Raw genomic sequence first — 14,963 nt, 5'->3', positions numbered from 1 at the left:
GCTCGTATCGCTCTAACCTTCGCGCCACGCGTGCTTTTCAAAATTTTTTCTCGTCGCCCCCTTCTGCGACGGCCCTGGAGAATAAGATGAACGCTGAACTTTTTCGACGTGTTCGTCAGCAGCTGCTGACGAGCCTGATGGTGGTCTCGCTTGGCGCGGCGCTGGCAGCCTGTGGCTCGGGCGATGGCGGGGCCAACACCCCCGACGCCGGTGACCTCACTGATGTCGGCACCGATACTGACGATCCCGGTGATGCCGAAGATCCCGGTGATTCCGAAGATCCAGGCGACACGGGCGATTGCGACGTCTGCACGCCAGGCACCTCGCGCTGCACCGAGGAGGGCGCGCAGAGCTGCGTGAGCCTGCAAGGCTGCGCGCAGTGGGCCGACCCGGTGGCCTGCCAGGACGACGAGGTCTGCACCGGCGGGCGCTGCGCCGCCGGCTGCGACGAGATCTGCGAGTTCGGCAGCAGCGAGTGCTCCGGCGACGGCGTGCGCACCTGCGTCGAAAATGTCGACGGCTGCCCGGAGTGGTCTGAGGTTGAATCCTGCGAAGACGACCTGATCTGCTCCGGCGGCCAGTGCCAGTCGAGCTGTGAGGATGCCTGCACCGAGGGCGAACTTCGCTGCGACGGCGAGGGCGCCTTCCAGGCCTGTGAAACGCAAAACACAGGATGTCTGGACTGGTCGGCCACCGAGAGCTGCGGCGAAAACCTCACCTGCGAAGACGGCATCTGCATCGGCTGCACCGATGGCGAGGAGCGTTGCTCGGCCGACGCCGCAAGCGTCGAGACCTGCCAGAGCGGCCAGTGGGTCGCAAGCCAGTCCTGCCCCTTAAGCTGCTCGGCCGGCCAGTGCGACGATGAGGTCAGCTGCCAGCCCGGCGCCCGCCGCTGCAACGGACAGGTCGCCGAGCTCTGCAACGCCACCGGCACCGCGTATCTGCACGTGGCCACCTGCGCTGTTGGCTGCGACGCGGGCCTGTGCACCGGCGCCTGTGAGCCCGGCCAGCAGCGCTGCAACGGCCAGAACGTCGAAACCTGCAACAGCGCCGGCACCGCATGGGAAGTCGCTGAAACTTGCGCTGGAAGTTGCGACATCACCGCCGCAACCTGCGCGCTTGATGAGCTCGACATCACCGCCGACACCAACCTCGACGGGCTCATCATCGTCAATGGCCCCTTTATCATACGTCCCGGCGTCACCGTCACCAGCCCCACAGGCGATCTGACCATCCGCGCAAGCTCCATTCATGTGGAGTTAGGCGGCTCCATCGTAATGTCCCCCACCGGAGACGATCCCCGCGGGCGCGGTCGTGACGGACGCTACTGCAGCAGTGATTACAGCTACACCGACGGAAGCGGCGGAAGCTACGGGACTCGAGGCACCGGCTTCCTCTGCACGTCCGCAGGTAGCACCTTCGGTAGCGAACCCACCTCCGAGGTCAGCTTCGGCAGCCGCGGAGGCAAGGGCTACAGCGCCAACAGCACCGAACACTTAGGAGGCCTGGGTGGCGGGCGCCTGAGCCTGGAAGCCGGCACTATCCTCATTGAGGGCAGCGTTCAGGCCAACGGTCAGGACGCTCCATATTCCCCTTCCTACGACGGTGGCGGAGGCTCCGGCGGTGGCATCCGCCTGGCTGCAAACGACCTGACGATCTCCGGTACCGTCAGCACCGAAGGTGGGGACTCCGCCGAAGGCGGAATCGGTGGCGACGGCCGCGTCAAACTCTTCTATGGCGAGAGCATCGACGTCACCGGCACCATCACCGGCGTGGTCACGCAAGACATCCTGCCCCCGCTGCAACTTTTCAGCTCCACCCACCCGGTCAGCGGCCGCGTCTACAACGACGACTTCGACACCATCGCGCTCAGCTGGGAGCGCCCCTTCCCCAACCTTCAGGGCTACTACCACCGCCTCGATCGCAGCCCCTACACCCGGGTCACTCCCTCCAACGGCCAGTTCACCGATCAGGATGTGATCACCTACTCCCGCGAGGACGTCTCCGCCGGCGACAACTACCTCCACATCACCTCCGTCGACAGCGGCTTTGAGGTCGGCGAGTCCCCCACGCACTTTACGGTGCGCCTGACCGACGGGCCGCCCACCCTCTCCAGCGACACCCACGCCAACCAGAGGCAGTTCTACAACAACGACGACGCCTTCATCCGCTGGACCGATCGCCACGACGAGAGCAACTTCACCGGCTACCGCTACGTCGTCGACCGTTATGGCGACACCGTCCCCACCCACGACGACTTGGCGCTTCCCGTCGACCAGAAGCAGATCCTGCTGGCCGATCTGGAGCCCGGTATCTGGGCCTTCCACCTGGTCTCGGTCGACACCATGGGCTACCTCAACCGCAGCTCCTCCACCTACGTGCTGCGCATCGGCGACGATCCGGGCCAGGGCTCGGTCAGCGGCATTGTGACCGACAGCAGCGGGCAACCTGTGGCCAACGCCACCATCTCGCTCAACCGCGGGCTCATCAACACCACCGTGCCCGCCGTGCTGACCACCTCCAGCGGTACCTTTAACCTGCAGAATGTCCCGGCCGGGGAGTGGGAAGTCGGCGTCTACATCGAAGGCGCGACCGCCGGAACGTTCCACCTCACCCACACCCACGACATCGTGGTCCATGCCGACCAGACCACCAATGTCACCGTGAACATGCCCTGACCACAGCCACATCACGCGGCGTCTTACTCTCTGAGACGCCGCGCAGAAGCCTCAACAGGCGCGAAAATCACCCTTTGATTTTCGCGCCTGTTTTGCTTAGCGTCACAATCAATTGACGTAACCAGTCGGCGCTCTTCGATGAAGAGCGCCCCGAAGGCGCTTTCGCACGGTGGCCAACGCCGCCATTCAGCGATGCCGCCGCCCGTGCTCTGCTGCCTCTTCTTCATTCCAGCGTGGCGTGTCCGCCCCATTAAGGAGGAGTCTCTATGCGCAATTCTTTCGGCCCGACGCCGGCCTTGCTCGCGCTGCTCTTAAGCGCGTTGCTCATGGCCACCGCCTGCAACACCACCGACCCCACAAGCAGCCAGACCTCGACAGATGAGCAGGTGGGCGAGGACACCGGCAACGACCCCGACGAGGACACCGGCAACGACCCTGACCCGGATCCGGAAGAGGACACCGGCAGCGATCCTGACCCTGATCCGGAGGACGACGCCGGCAACGACCCTGACCCCGATCCCGAAGAAGACACCGGCGGCGATCCCGAGCCGGCCCCGCAAGTCGGCTCCATCGTTCAGCAGAGCGCCGGCGCTCAGAAAGCGAGCTCGGAGAGCTACCAGCTTCGCCTCAACCTCGGCGCTCCGACCGCAGCTCCCGCACAGAGCGCAAGCTACAACGCCCGACCCACCGTGAGCCACGGCAACTGATGTTGACCTGACCATTGCACTCAACCCTGTCTGCACCTTCCAGACAGAACTCAACCCAGGGGAGAACACCATGAACACCTCCAGACTGCTCACCGGCCTCACCGCCGCCCTTGCCGCAACCGCTCTTGCGCTGCCCGCCGCGCTCGCTGACACCCCGGCCCTCTTCCCGGTCCAGGGTTACCTGACCGACGCCGACGGCGCCCCCATCGACGGGCAGGTCGACATGCGTTTTTCCATCTACCAGGAAGGCGATGAGACCGCGCTCTGGAGCGAGATCGTCGAAGTCACCGTCGACCAGGGCGCCTTTACCTACTACCTGGGCAGCGAGCAGGCCCTTTCGCCCGACTTCTTCGCCTCGGCCCCCTCCATGACCCTGGGCATCAAGGTGGGCACCGACAGCGAGATGAGCCCGCGCATGGCCCTGGGCTCGGTGCCCTACGCCGCGCGCGCCAGCAGCGCGGCGGTGGCCGACCTGGCCACCCAGGCTACCAACGCCACCACCGCCGACACCGCGATGGCCCTCGACGGCTTCAACCCCCTCGACTTCGTCCCCCGCAATGAGGCCGGCGCCGTCACTCCCGGCATGCTCGCCGCAGACTCCGTCGATGTCGACGCCGTCGATGGCGCGCTTCCCATCTATCGGGTGACAAACCACTACTGCAATGAGTCGCCCGGCACGCTCTCCTTCACCAGCACCTGCTACGCCTCCCAGCGCAACGTCGATAGCTGCACAAACCTCTGCCTGACGGGTTACCGCCGTGCCCGTGACTGCTCAGGCGGCTGCGTGTGCGCCAGCAACCAGGTCCTCTGCATCCCGCGACCGGGCATCCCCTGCCCGGGCCCCACGCCCTGGACCCACATCGACCGCTGCGACAACACCCTGGTCGGCCACATCCTGCCCCAGTGATGCCTCGCCCATCACTGCTGCAAAATGCCAAGACGCCTTAAGCGCGCCTTAACCCTGCAACCCGCATCCCGAAGCCCGCCCTGGCCTATCCAGTGGCGGGTTTCAGCGTTCTTGGACGTGAGCCTGGGCTTCGCGCCTCCGTCTGATCGCTCGACCCACTTCGCAAAAATCACCCTTTGATTTTCGCGCCTGCTTTGCTTAACGTCACATTCAATTGACGCAACGCAGCAAGCGCTCACCGCAAAGCAGTGTCCTCCAAGCACTCTTGACCGATAAGTCAGCGCCTCTCTTGATCCCGGCGCGCGCTTTTGCTTTGCTGACACTACTTCGTTCCAGAATGTTGATTCCGAACCACCTTCAAGGAGTCTCAATGCGCTACAACTTTGGCCGAAAAGCCGGCTGGCTCGCGCTGCTCTTGAGCGCGTTGCTCATGGCCAGCGCCTGCAACGTCGGCGACACCGCCAACCGTCAGCCCACCCCCGATGACCAGGTTGACGAGGACACCGGCAACGATCCCGACCCGGAAGAAGACACCGGAAACGATCCCGACCCTGATCCTGATCCCGAAGAAGACACCGGCAACGATCCCGACCCGGAAGAAGACACCGGCAGCGACCCCGACCCGGAAGAAGACACCGGCAACGACCCCGACCCGGAAGAAGACACCGGCAGCGATCCCGAGCCGGCTCCGCAGGTCGGCTCCATCGTCCAGCAGAGCGCCGGCGCTCAGAAAGCCAGCTCGGAGAGCTACCAGCTTCGCCTCAACCTCGGCGCTCCGACCGCGGCTCCCGCAGAGGGCGCAAGCTACAAAGCCCGACCGGCCACCGCCGCCGGCAACTGATGTGAATGTTTTAAAACAATGACCTTATCGAGCTTCGCCTGCACCTGGCAGACCTCGAAAGAACCACGGGAGACCCCGATGAACACCTCAAAATTGCTCACCAGCCTGGCCGCTGCGCTGGCCGCCACCGCTCTTGCGCTGCCCTCCGCGCTCGCTGAAACCCCGGCGCACTACCCGGTCCAGGGCTACCTGACCGACGCCGATGGCGAGCCCATCGATGGCGAACTCGACATCCGCTTTCGCCTCTACGATGCGTCCGAAACCGACGTCTTCACCGAGCTCGCCACCGTCACCATCGACAATGGCGCCTTCACCCACTACGTCGGCTCGGTCGAGACCCTCGACGCTGAGCTTTTTGCGCAGTACACCGAGCTCTCTCTCGGCATCAAAGTCGGCACCGACAGCGAGATGAGCCCGCGCATGGCCCTGGGCTCGGTGCCCTACGCCGCGCGCGCCAACAGCGCCGCAGTGGCCGACGTCGCCGCCGAACTCGACGGCTTCAACCCCCTCGACTTCGTCCCCCGCGACGAGGCGGCCTCCATCACCGCCGGCATGCTCGCCGCCGACTCTGTCGATCTCGATGCGATCGACGGCGCGCAGCCCATCTACCGGGTGACCAACGGCTACTGCGATGCGCGTCCCGGGACGCTTTCGTTCAACAGCAAATGCTACGCGAATCAAAAACACGCCGGTACCTGCAACAACACATGCAGCGGGATTAATGAATTTCGCACACGCGACTGTGCCGGAAATTGTTCGTGCACGTGGGCACCAGTCATCTTTAATCCTTGCCCGATTGGACAGGTTTGCCCGCCGCCTCCCCCCAACCCCTGGCCCGTCGCTCCTCAGTGTGACAACACCCTGGTTGGCCACATCCTGCCGCAGTGATCTTGAGCCCCCCAATCCTGCGCCGAGCTAAGGCGTTTTAGGACGCCTGTACCCTGCAGCCCGCACATCAAAACCCGCCCCGGCATCGCCGGCGGCGGGTTTTGATGTTCTTGGTGGGGTGCCAGGCACTCTTACAAAAAATGTTCGGTCGCCTGGCACCCGATCACGCATTCGAGCTTACAAAAAATGATCGGTCGCCTGGCACCCGATCACGCATTCGAGCTTGCAAAAAACGTTCGGTCGCCTGGCACCCGATCACGCGAACTTAACCCTGGGCGCGCATCGCATCTTCAAAAGGACGCACCCGGTTGCCATAGAAATAGATCACTTCGAGCTTCTGCAGCATCACCCCGTCGGCCCAGGATTTGACCACCTCGGGCACGTGGTACATCCGCAGGTACTCCAACCCCTCGTAGACCACGCGGTCGGGGGCAGCCTCGTGCAAAAATGGCGAAAGCTGCACCTTCCCCGCGCGTTCCAACTTCTTGAGGCTCTGAAGCGCCTGCTCCACCCCTCGGTGGACTTCCTCCCAGGGCAGAATCTCCTCAGAGCCAAAGCGCACCAACCGGTACACGTCCCAGCCGGGGAAGCGGCGCTGCAGAAGATCAAAAAGCACCCAGCTCACCACCTGGGTGGGCATAAGCACCGTATGCTCCAGAAAGGCCGCGGCGATGCGCTCACCCGTGTGACGGGTGTACTGACGGTCACGCGCCGCATCCTCCACCACCTCTCCAGTGCGCGCTGAGCGCACATAATCGATGCGGCTCACCCGGCGCCCCCGGCTATCGTAGCTCTCCCCGTCGACCTTCACCCGGTTGCCGAAGGTGTCCAGCGGCTCCCCAAAACGCAGGATCGTGGTGGAGTCCATCTTCATCGTGTTCATCACAAAACGCGTGATCGCCGAGAGCTGGTTGAACTCATCGTTCTCCAGCAGATAGCGCCCCTTACCCTCGCGTTTAAAATGATCCTGGATCAGGCTGTCGGCCTCCAACACCAGGTTGTAGTTGATCGTCAGCGGCACAATATACACCGGCTTCGCCTGCGGATCGCGCATCAAGCTGTGGATGTAGCCGCGGAGCGCCGTGCCCAGAAGCCCCAGCTTTAAGTGCTGCTCCACCGCGTTGGAGCGGCTGCGCGTGCCCCCCGGGAAAAAGAGGCTGTGATACCCACGCTCGATCAAGACCTGCGAGTAAGTCTTGAGCACATCTTTATAAAGTCGATGCTGAAGGCGACGATCGACCTTATACGCCCCCAGATTATGCATGAAGAAGCTCATCAGGGGGTTGGTAAAGAGGTTCTTACCCGCCCCGTACGTCACCGGCGGAAGCCCCGCCTCATAGAGCGCCCACCCCACCAGGATCGAGTCCATGTTGGAGCTATGCGTCGGCACAAAGACCAGCGTCCCCTTCCTGGCGAGCACCCGCAATGTGGCCAGATCCCCCTGCAACACCACCCGCTGCGTCAGGTCACGGACATGCGAGAGGGTCTCCCGCAGCTCCCCGACCCGCGTGGGCATCGTCGCCACCCGCGGCAGGTCCTGAGCCTTGAACAAAAAGCTCAACCCGATGGGCAGCGCCCCGGTGGCCATCTTGTAGACCCAGGGGTTAAAGCGGCCGGCAAGATCGTCGGCGTAGCTCTCGACGAGTTTCCAGAGGATCTCGCGCTTCTTGGGCTCGGGCATCGTCGCCAGACGCCGCGACATGTTGCGCCACCAGGCGATCGAACGCACCTCCTCCTCGGCGCCGCGCTCCCGCTGCAGCCGCGCGATCTCCTGGTAGGCCGCGTCGTTAAGCACGTACTCAATGCCTGCCCCCCGCGCATCGCGCGAGGCGCGCACAAAGTCGTTGAACGCGCGCCGGCTGACCTCGGCCACAAGCTGCGAACGCTCACTCGCCAGGCGAAAGAGCGGCGATTCATCCTGCCTCGTCCATGCATCAAACATCGGGGGCCTCAGGGCGCAATCGGTGAGTTCGGCCGCTCATCCTAGACCTGCTACCGCAGGCTGGCAACGCGGCGCACACGCCAGGCCTCACCTGCATCTTCCCGAAGATCGGTGGCCTGGCACCGCGCTCAGATCCCGGCCTTGCGAATCCACGCGCCCAGCTCGACCATCCCCTCATCGATGGTGCGCTGCGGCACGTAGCCGAAATCCTCGCGCGCCGCCGAGATGTCGAAGTAATGCGCGGTCGAGAGCTGTTTGGCGAGAAATCGCGTCATCAAGGGCTCCTCGCGCTTGCCAAGCGCCTTATACGCCGTCTCCATCGCCCAACCCACCGCGTAGGCCACGCCTGCGGGCACCTGCGCTTTAAGCGGCTCAAGCCCCCCGCTGACCAGGATCTTGTCGATGAGCTCCCCCACCGCCACCGGCTCATCCTGGGTGATGAAGTAGGGCTTACCGGCGGGTTTTCCGTGTGTTGCCAGCGCCTCGGCCGCCAGCAGATGCGCGCGCGCGGCGTCCTCCACATAGACCGAGTCCACCAGGGCTTTGCCGTCGCCCACCCGCTTGAGCTTGCCACGCCGCGCCCGATCGATGATGCGCGGCACAAGATGGTTATCCCCCGGCCCCCAGATCAGATGCGGGCGCAGCGACACCGTCTTGAGCGCGTCGCTGTTGGCCGCAAGCACCGCCTTCTCGGCCATCGCTTTGGTCTCGGGGTACGCCGTCAGATAGCTCGCGGGGTAGGGCACCGACTCATCGACCCCCTCCAGCGGCGCATCGCCGTAGACCACACTTGGCGAGCTCGTGAAGATCAGGCGAGGAATGTTGTGGGCGCGGCAGGCCGCGATGATGTTCTCGGTGCCCACCACATTGGCCTGGTAATACGCCTCATAAGGCCCCCAGACGCCGGCGCGCGCTGCGACGTGGTAGACCTCCTCGCAGCCCTCCACCGCCGCTGACACAACCTCGGCGTCGGCAAGATCGCCGCGCATCACCTCGACGCCCTTCGCCCGCAGGTTGGGATAGTCGCCCCGGGCCAGCGAGCGAACCTCATCGCCACGCGCGAGCAACTGATCGACGATCGCCTCGCCAAGAAATCCGCCGCCACCGGTGACCAGAACCTTCATGCCAGCTGCTCCCGCGCCCACTCGGTGAGCGCCTCTCGAAAGATCTTCGAATTGTGGCGCACATCCACCGGAAAGCCCGAATGAAAGAGCACCTCCTCAATCTCGCGTGTCAGCTCATGCTTTGCGCCCAGGGCCAGAAGTTCCTCGCGCACCTTATCGCGCACCGCCCCCTGGTGCTCCGCCTCAAGCTCCACGCATAAGACCGGCACCACCCTACCCGCACGCTTCACCCCGACCAGCGCCGTGCGAAAGACCGCCGGATGCGTGTTGAAGATCCCCTCCACCGGGATCGTGAACATCGTGCGCGTCTCATTGAGCACCACCCGGTGGGTCTTGCGCCCGCAGAACCACATGCGCCCCTGATCGTCAAAATACCCCACATCGCCCATACGATGGCGCACATCCTGGCCGTCGGCGATCTTCGCGCCGCGCGTAGATGCGTCGCGATTATAATAGGCGCGGGTGACCTGCGGCCCCTTCACCACAAACTCGCCAATCTCACCGGGCTTGAGCACCTGCGCATCTTCCCAGGTCGCAATCGGATCATCGGTGATGGCGATAACCTGCACCTCCACGCCCTCGACCGGATAACCCACACACACGCCCTTCCCATCATCGGTGGCTTGAGCCGTCTCCCCCAGGATCATGTCACTGCCGATCGAGGCCACCGGCAACGACTCCGTCGCACCGTAAGGCGTAAAGATCTGCGCCGACCCATCGAGCATCGCTTTGACGCGCCTCAAGGTCACTGCCGGCACCGGCGCCCCGGCCGAGATCACCCGCTTGAGCCCGGGCAGCCTCACGCCCTCGGCCTCCCCAAAGCGCCCGAGTTTGTTGAGCACCGCCGGCGAGCCAAACATGTTGGTGATGCCCATCTGTCGGATGGGCTCAATGAGGTTGCGCGGATCGACCTTGCCCGGATTCGCAAAATCCATATCCGGCACCACCGTCGTCATGCCCAACGCCGGATCAAAGAGCGCAAAGAGCGGGAAGGTCGGAAGATCGATCTCACCGGGCTCAATCGTATAAGTCGCCTTGATCAGCGCCACCTGCGCCGCAAAGTTGCCGTGCGAGTACACCGCCCCCTTGGGCACCCCGGTGCTCCCGGAGGTAAAGAGGATCGCCGCCATATCATCGGGCTTCACGCGCGGCGGCTCCCAGCCCTCGGCGGCCGCCCCCTTCTGACGCACCTGATCGAGCGTAAACCCGCCCCACAACCAGCGCCGCCCCACCGTCACACAATGCTCAATCGTGCCGCGCCCCCACCCCAGCGCCAGCCGTGCAGCATGGGCCGTGGGGATGCCGATAAAGGCCTGCGGCTCCGCCTCGGCCAGACACACCTTCAGGTTTTTGAGCCCCATCCCCGGGTCCACAATCACCGGCACCACTCCGGCCTTAAAGAGCCCGAAGGTCAGCGCAAAAAAGGGCATCGAGGGCTTGACCATCAGCACCGCGCGGGTGCCTGGCACCACGCCGATGGCGTGCAGCCCGGCGGCGATCTCATCGCTGGCCCGATCCAGCTCGGCATACGAGGTCGTCTCGTAGCGCCAGGTGCCATCGGGCGCGCGCGAGGTCGGAAAATGAATCGCCGGCGCATCGGGCATCGCCTGCGCCATCGCGCTGATCGCCCGGGCGATGTTCGGATCGGGCGCCTCCGCCTTACTCGCATCGCTGGTGCTCGCCGGTGCGCTCATGCGCCCTCCCAGGCGTCGGTGCTCTTAATAAAGTCCATGATCTTCGGGATCAGATCGTCGCGACGATCTTCCAGCACATAATGCCCCGCCTCCGGATACTCGGCGTAGGTCGCCTGCGGGTAGATCTCTTTCCAGCGCGCCAGGAAGTGCCGGTCGAAGACAAAATCCTTATACCCCCAGCCGATGAAGATCGGACGATCGCCCAGCGAAGGCAGCGCCGCCTCGATCTCACTGACCAGCTCATAGCCGGAATCACCTGGCGAAAGCGGGATATCCTGCACAAAACGCAGCGTGGCGATGCGATTCTCCGGCGTATCGTAGGGCGCCTCATACGCCTTCCGCACCTCCGCAGGAAGCGGCGAGGTCACACATACGCGGGAGGCTGTGCGGCTGAAGGCGTTGAGCTTTTTGACGAGCACCGAGCCCACCGCCGTGTCGCGCGCAACTTTGAGCGGCAGCGGAAAACGCTTGGTCTTGGGAAGATGAAACGCCGCCGTATTCAAGAGCACAATGCGCCCGACCAGCTGCGGGTTTCGGGCCGCAAAGGTCATCCCGATCATCCCGCCCCAGTCGTGCAGCACCAGCGTCAGCGGCGCACTGAGATTGAGCGCTTTGACGAGGCTCTCCAGATCTTCGACGCGACGCTCCAGCGTATACGGGTACGCCTCGGCGCTCGGCTTATCGGAGCGCCCACACCCGATGTGATCCGGCGCAATGGTGCGATGCTCCCCACGCAACGCCTCAATGAGGTTGCGATAATAGAAGGACCAGGTCGGGTTACCATGCACCATCAACACCGCCGGCCCCTCACCCTCATCGACATAATGAAGGTTGTGGCCGCCTTCGACCTGATGAAAGTTCGGCGAATACGGGTAAAGCGAGGGGCTCACAGCCTCCTGGCTCGGGTGAAGCTGTGGTTGGGTCAAAACGCAATCTCCATCATCGAACAGTTTAATCCGCTGCCAATCCCCATAAGCCCCACCCTGTCGCCACGCTGCACGCGCCCCTGCCCCACCGCCTTCGCCAGCGCGATAGGAATCGACGCCGGGCCGACGTTTCCGTGGTCGTGGTAAATCTTCAAAAAACGCTCGCGATCGAGCTGAAGCGCCTCGGCCACCCGCGTCATATGCACCGCGCTGACCTGGTGGGCGCACACAAGGTCGAGCACCTCGGGCGACCATCCCAGCTCCTCGGTCGCGCGGGCAAAAGTCTTCTGCCCGAGCTCCACGCCACGAAGGAGCAACATCGCCGCATCGGTCTCCATCCAGTCGCGCTGCCCGCGGCAGAGCTCATTATGCTCGCTCGCTGACTCGGTGACCGCGCCCACCACCCGGGGGGCATCGACGCTGAGAAAATCGCGTCGGCCCAACACCATCGCCGCCGCCCCCGAACCCAGGGTCAGCGTGGCGAGCTGGTCGCGCATCTTCTCCACCGGGAAGTCGGGCTGGTTCAGCCGCGCGATCGTCGCCTCAATCACCTCCAGGCTAGACTCGCCATTGACGACCATCCCGTAGTCAATCGAGCCCCGCTCGATCATATCCCCCACGATCTGAATGCCGTTCAAAAAGCCCAGGCAGGCGTTGCCCACATCGAAGTTCAGACAATGCGATCCCAGCTCCAGGCTGCGATGCACCATCGAGGCAACCGAAGGTTCTACAAAATCGCGGCAAACCGAGGTGCTGATCAACACCCCGATCTTCTCGCGTTCCACCCCGGAGCGCTCCAGCGCGCGCCGCCCGGCCATCGCCGCCGGTACACTCGCCATCACGCCCTCAGGCCACACCCGTCTCTCGGCGATGCCGGTGAGCTGGTAGATAAGCCCCCGCGTCGGCAGGCCGGCCCGCTTAAGCGCTGGCTCAAGCCTCGACTCGATCTCCGCGGAACTTATCGCCCGGGGAGCCCGCATCTCAGCCAACCCCGCCACCGCCACATTCTCAAACTTCACCACACTCATCGAACTCCACCTCGTCTGTGCGCGGGAGTATGCCCGCCGCCCCCCGGCCTATCAAGGCGATCTGCAGGCCGGCCGCCTTGACGCTAAAAGACGCCCGGTGTTAAGACCACGCGTCTTTATGCCCGAATTTGCTCGCTCTTGCGGCCATCAGGGGTCTGAAGATCTGCCGAGCCCATAACCTCCTGGTCGGCGCAGCCGGGGAGGACGTCCCACGTCAGGTGGCTCGTCGCATCGCGCAGGCCTCCTCCTTGTTTACAGCTGGTCCACCGCCGCCTTTACCGACCGCGCCGAACTCGACGAGCGGCGCCACGCAGGGAACGTCATGGAAATTCTCTACATCGCCATCGGGGTCGTCGGCTTCATCGCCGGCATCGTCCTCTTTATGGAAGGCAACCGCACCAAGCGCGCCTACCTCGCCGGCCTGGCCGACCTGGAAGCTCGCGAGAAGAAGCTCGAAAAGAAAGAAGGATCCAAATCCACCAAAAAGATCGAGAGCGACAAGACCGCAAACGCCGCTCCCTCCGCTGACACCAGCCGCCTGGAAAAAGAACTCTCCGAAGCTCAGGCCGAGACCAAATCGCTCAAGTCGCAGGTCTATGAGCTCAAAAACGAGCTGAAAGAATCGCGCCAGAGTGCCCGCAAGGCCCGCGAAGAAGCCGCCGGCGTCGATCAGACCGCGCTCGTGGAAGCCCGCGCCGAGATCGCCGACCTCAAAGCCAAACTCGCCAACGCCGACCAGCGCGTCAGCGCCGTCCGCGCCGAAGCCCAGGCCAAAGTCGCCGAGGCCAAAGCCGCACCCGCTGCCGCCACCCCCGAGAAGGTCGAGTTCGACACCGACGAGCTCGCTCGCCAGCGCGACGAGATCGAACGTCTGCGCGCCCGCATCGAGTCGCAGAACAAGGCCCAGGCCGACGAGGTCCGCGGCGCCGAGCAGGACTTGAAGCGTAAGCTCAACAAGACCGCCCGCGAGGTCGACAAGCAGCGCCGCCGCGCCGACAACAACGACAAAGCGTACAAGGTCACCCAGCGTCAGCTCGACGCGGCCCGCGAGCGCATCGAGCTGCTCGAAGAGGAGCTTAAGCGCGCCGGCTTCGCCGGCGAGCAGGCCGAGAAGGTCGAGAAGGCCAGCAGCGCCGAAGAAGCTCCCGCCCCGGCGGCGGTCGAGGACGTCAAGGAAGCGCCCGCTCCCGCTGAGACGGCCGAAAAAACGCCCGCGGTCGAGTCGACCGACGAGGCTCCGAAGTCCGAAACCGCCCCGAAGGTCGAGACGGCTGAAGACGTCGAGAAGACCGAAGACGCGGAGAAGGTTGAGGGCAGCGAGGCGAAGTCCTGACCCACATCGCGCGTAGAAGCAAGTCACAAGCCGCCCGGGCGACCGGGCGGTTTTTTTTGTGCCCCTTGCCAGGCGAAACTCGGTAGTGACTCAATTCTGTCAGGGTGCCAGGCAGTCGTGCAGGTTGCCTGAGATCGGGTGCCTGGCACCCGGTCTCGTTGCACCCGCACACAGCGTTCAAGATCGGGTGCCTGGCACTCGGGCAGGTTATCTAAGACCCAAGATCGGGTGCCTGCCACTCGTGTAGGTCGTCTACGTCCGAATGCCTGGCACCGGCACACAGGGTTCAGGATCGGGTGCGCGGCGCTTCCCCACACAGCGTTCAAGATCGGGTGCCTGGCACTCGGGCAGGTCGTCTACGTCCGAATGCCTGGAACCCGCACGCAGCGTTCAAGATCGGGGGCCTGGCACTCGGGCAGGTCGTCTACGTCCGAATGCCTGGCACCCGCACGCAGCGTTCAAAGTCACGTGCGCAGCGCCCCACACACAGGGTTAAGAACGGAGGCCTGACACTCGGACTCGTTGCATAAAACCGGATGCCAGGCACCCAAACAGCACCCGGATTCGTTCCGTTAGAGCGGATATCTGGCACGCGCACAGCTATCGCGATCGGGTGGCTGGCACCCGGTACCGCTTGCCCCACATTAAACGCCCGGCCTCAGTACACGCATCACAACACCCTCTCCCCACACTCCACCTCCCAATCCCATCTTCGATTTCCCGCTCTCCCCCCATCCCCACCGCTCTCTCCTGACCAAAAAACAAAAAAAACCCGCCCCGCTCTACTTACGCAGAACGGGGCGGGCTTTTTTAAATAAAGGGTTGGCAGCGACCTACTCTCCCACGACCTCTCGGTCGCAGTACCATCGGCGCTGGAGAGCTTAACTTCCGAGTT

11 protein-coding genes and 1 rRNA gene are annotated in these 14,963 nt (G+C 64.0%); 6 read left to right on the top strand and 6 right to left on the bottom strand.

Annotated features, from left to right (window positions below):
- The first annotated feature begins 86 nt into the window (after positions 1 to 86).
- The 5 genes from FRC98_RS19105 (at position 87) to FRC98_RS19085 (ending at position 6,021) form a co-directional block, all read left to right on the top strand.
- Positions 87 to 2,678: a carboxypeptidase regulatory-like domain-containing protein gene (locus FRC98_RS19105; protein WP_146983049.1), complete on the top strand. Its 2,592-nt coding sequence runs from the start codon at positions 87 to 89 to the stop codon at positions 2,676 to 2,678.
- A 266-nt stretch (positions 2,679 to 2,944) separates the two neighbouring features.
- A complete protein-coding gene (locus tag FRC98_RS21790) occupies positions 2,945 to 3,385 on the top strand; it encodes a hypothetical protein (RefSeq protein WP_230467808.1) in 441 nt (146 codons plus the stop codon).
- Positions 3,386 to 3,455: 70 nt separating this feature from the next.
- Positions 3,456 to 4,292 (top strand): DUF8740 domain-containing protein, encoded by an 837-nt coding sequence (locus FRC98_RS19095; RefSeq protein WP_146983047.1) that lies wholly within the window; start codon positions 3,456 to 3,458, stop codon positions 4,290 to 4,292.
- 370 nt (positions 4,293 to 4,662) lie between these two features.
- Positions 4,663 to 5,133: a hypothetical protein gene (locus tag FRC98_RS19090; RefSeq protein ID WP_146983046.1), complete on the top strand. Its 471-nt coding sequence runs from the start codon at positions 4,663 to 4,665 to the stop codon at positions 5,131 to 5,133.
- 78 nt (positions 5,134 to 5,211) lie between these two features.
- On the top strand, positions 5,212 to 6,021 hold the full coding sequence (locus tag FRC98_RS19085; protein WP_146983044.1) for a DUF8740 domain-containing protein: 810 nt from the start codon (positions 5,212 to 5,214) through the stop codon (positions 6,019 to 6,021).
- A 265-nt stretch (positions 6,022 to 6,286) separates the two neighbouring features.
- Here the strand turns inward: FRC98_RS19085 and FRC98_RS19080 are convergent, their stop codons facing one another.
- The 5 genes from FRC98_RS19080 to FRC98_RS19060 all read right to left on the bottom strand — a co-directional run bounded on the left by FRC98_RS19080 (position 6,287) and on the right by FRC98_RS19060 (position 12,735).
- Positions 6,287 to 7,963 carry a 1-acyl-sn-glycerol-3-phosphate acyltransferase gene (locus FRC98_RS19080; RefSeq protein WP_146983042.1) on the bottom strand — a complete coding sequence of 559 codons (1,677 nt, stop codon included), beginning with the start codon at positions 7,961 to 7,963 and terminating at the stop codon, positions 6,287 to 6,289.
- A gap of 128 nt (positions 7,964 to 8,091) precedes the next feature.
- Complete coding sequence (locus FRC98_RS19075) at positions 8,092 to 9,087, bottom strand: NAD-dependent epimerase/dehydratase family protein (RefSeq protein ID WP_146983041.1); 996 nt, start codon at positions 9,085 to 9,087, stop codon at positions 8,092 to 8,094.
- Positions 9,084 to 10,781: a fatty acid CoA ligase family protein gene (locus FRC98_RS19070; protein ID WP_146983039.1), complete on the bottom strand. Its 1,698-nt coding sequence runs from the start codon at positions 10,779 to 10,781 to the stop codon at positions 9,084 to 9,086. The genes FRC98_RS19075 and FRC98_RS19070 overlap by 4 nt, the downstream gene beginning before the upstream one ends.
- On the bottom strand, positions 10,778 to 11,707 hold the full coding sequence (locus FRC98_RS19065; protein WP_230467807.1) for an alpha/beta fold hydrolase: 930 nt from the start codon (positions 11,705 to 11,707) through the stop codon (positions 10,778 to 10,780). The genes FRC98_RS19070 and FRC98_RS19065 overlap by 4 nt, the downstream gene beginning before the upstream one ends.
- Positions 11,704 to 12,735: a 3-oxoacyl-ACP synthase III gene (locus FRC98_RS19060; protein WP_230467806.1), complete on the bottom strand. Its 1,032-nt coding sequence runs from the start codon at positions 12,733 to 12,735 to the stop codon at positions 11,704 to 11,706. Before FRC98_RS19060 ends, FRC98_RS19065 begins: the two co-directional genes overlap by 4 nt.
- A gap of 322 nt (positions 12,736 to 13,057) precedes the next feature.
- Here FRC98_RS19060 and FRC98_RS19055 point away from each other — a divergent pair, with 322 nt between their 5' ends.
- Positions 13,058 to 14,068 carry a coiled-coil domain-containing protein gene (locus tag FRC98_RS19055; RefSeq protein ID WP_146983038.1) on the top strand — a complete coding sequence of 337 codons (1,011 nt, stop codon included), beginning with the start codon at positions 13,058 to 13,060 and terminating at the stop codon, positions 14,066 to 14,068.
- Positions 14,069 to 14,888: 820 nt separating this feature from the next.
- Here FRC98_RS19055 and rrf read toward each other — a convergent pair.
- Positions 14,889 to 14,963 (bottom strand): 5S ribosomal RNA (rrf, locus tag FRC98_RS19050); the annotation flags it as partial.

The organism is Lujinxingia vulgaris, assembly GCF_007997015.1.
GTDB lineage: Bacteria > Myxococcota_A > Bradymonadia > Bradymonadales > Bradymonadaceae > Lujinxingia > Lujinxingia vulgaris.
Note: the sequence above shows the minus strand (reverse complement) of the source record. Positions and strands in the feature narration are given on the sequence as shown.

What these genes read in the sequence shown, in the direction of transcription:
- FRC98_RS19055 (WP_146983038.1), top strand. Translation starts at nt 13,058, where the DNA reads ATGGAAATTCTCTACATCGCCATCGGGGTCGTCGGCTTCATCGCCGGC.
- FRC98_RS19090 (WP_146983046.1), top strand. Translation starts at nt 4,663, where the DNA reads ATGCGCTACAACTTTGGCCGAAAAGCCGGCTGGCTCGCGCTGCTCTTG.
- FRC98_RS21790 (WP_230467808.1), top strand. Translation starts at nt 2,945, where the DNA reads ATGCGCAATTCTTTCGGCCCGACGCCGGCCTTGCTCGCGCTGCTCTTA.
- FRC98_RS19080 (WP_146983042.1), bottom strand. Translation starts at nt 7,963, where the DNA reads ATGTTTGATGCATGGACGAGGCAGGATGAATCGCCGCTCTTTCGCCTG.
- FRC98_RS19075 (WP_146983041.1), bottom strand. Translation starts at nt 9,087, where the DNA reads ATGAAGGTTCTGGTCACCGGTGGCGGCGGATTTCTTGGCGAGGCGATC.
- FRC98_RS19060 (WP_230467806.1), bottom strand. Translation starts at nt 12,735, where the DNA reads ATGAGTGTGGTGAAGTTTGAGAATGTGGCGGTGGCGGGGTTGGCTGAG.
- FRC98_RS19095 (WP_146983047.1), top strand. Translation starts at nt 3,456, where the DNA reads ATGAACACCTCCAGACTGCTCACCGGCCTCACCGCCGCCCTTGCCGCA.
- FRC98_RS19085 (WP_146983044.1), top strand. Translation starts at nt 5,212, where the DNA reads ATGAACACCTCAAAATTGCTCACCAGCCTGGCCGCTGCGCTGGCCGCC.
- FRC98_RS19070 (WP_146983039.1), bottom strand. Translation starts at nt 10,781, where the DNA reads ATGAGCGCACCGGCGAGCACCAGCGATGCGAGTAAGGCGGAGGCGCCC.
- FRC98_RS19105 (WP_146983049.1), top strand. Translation starts at nt 87, where the DNA reads ATGAACGCTGAACTTTTTCGACGTGTTCGTCAGCAGCTGCTGACGAGC.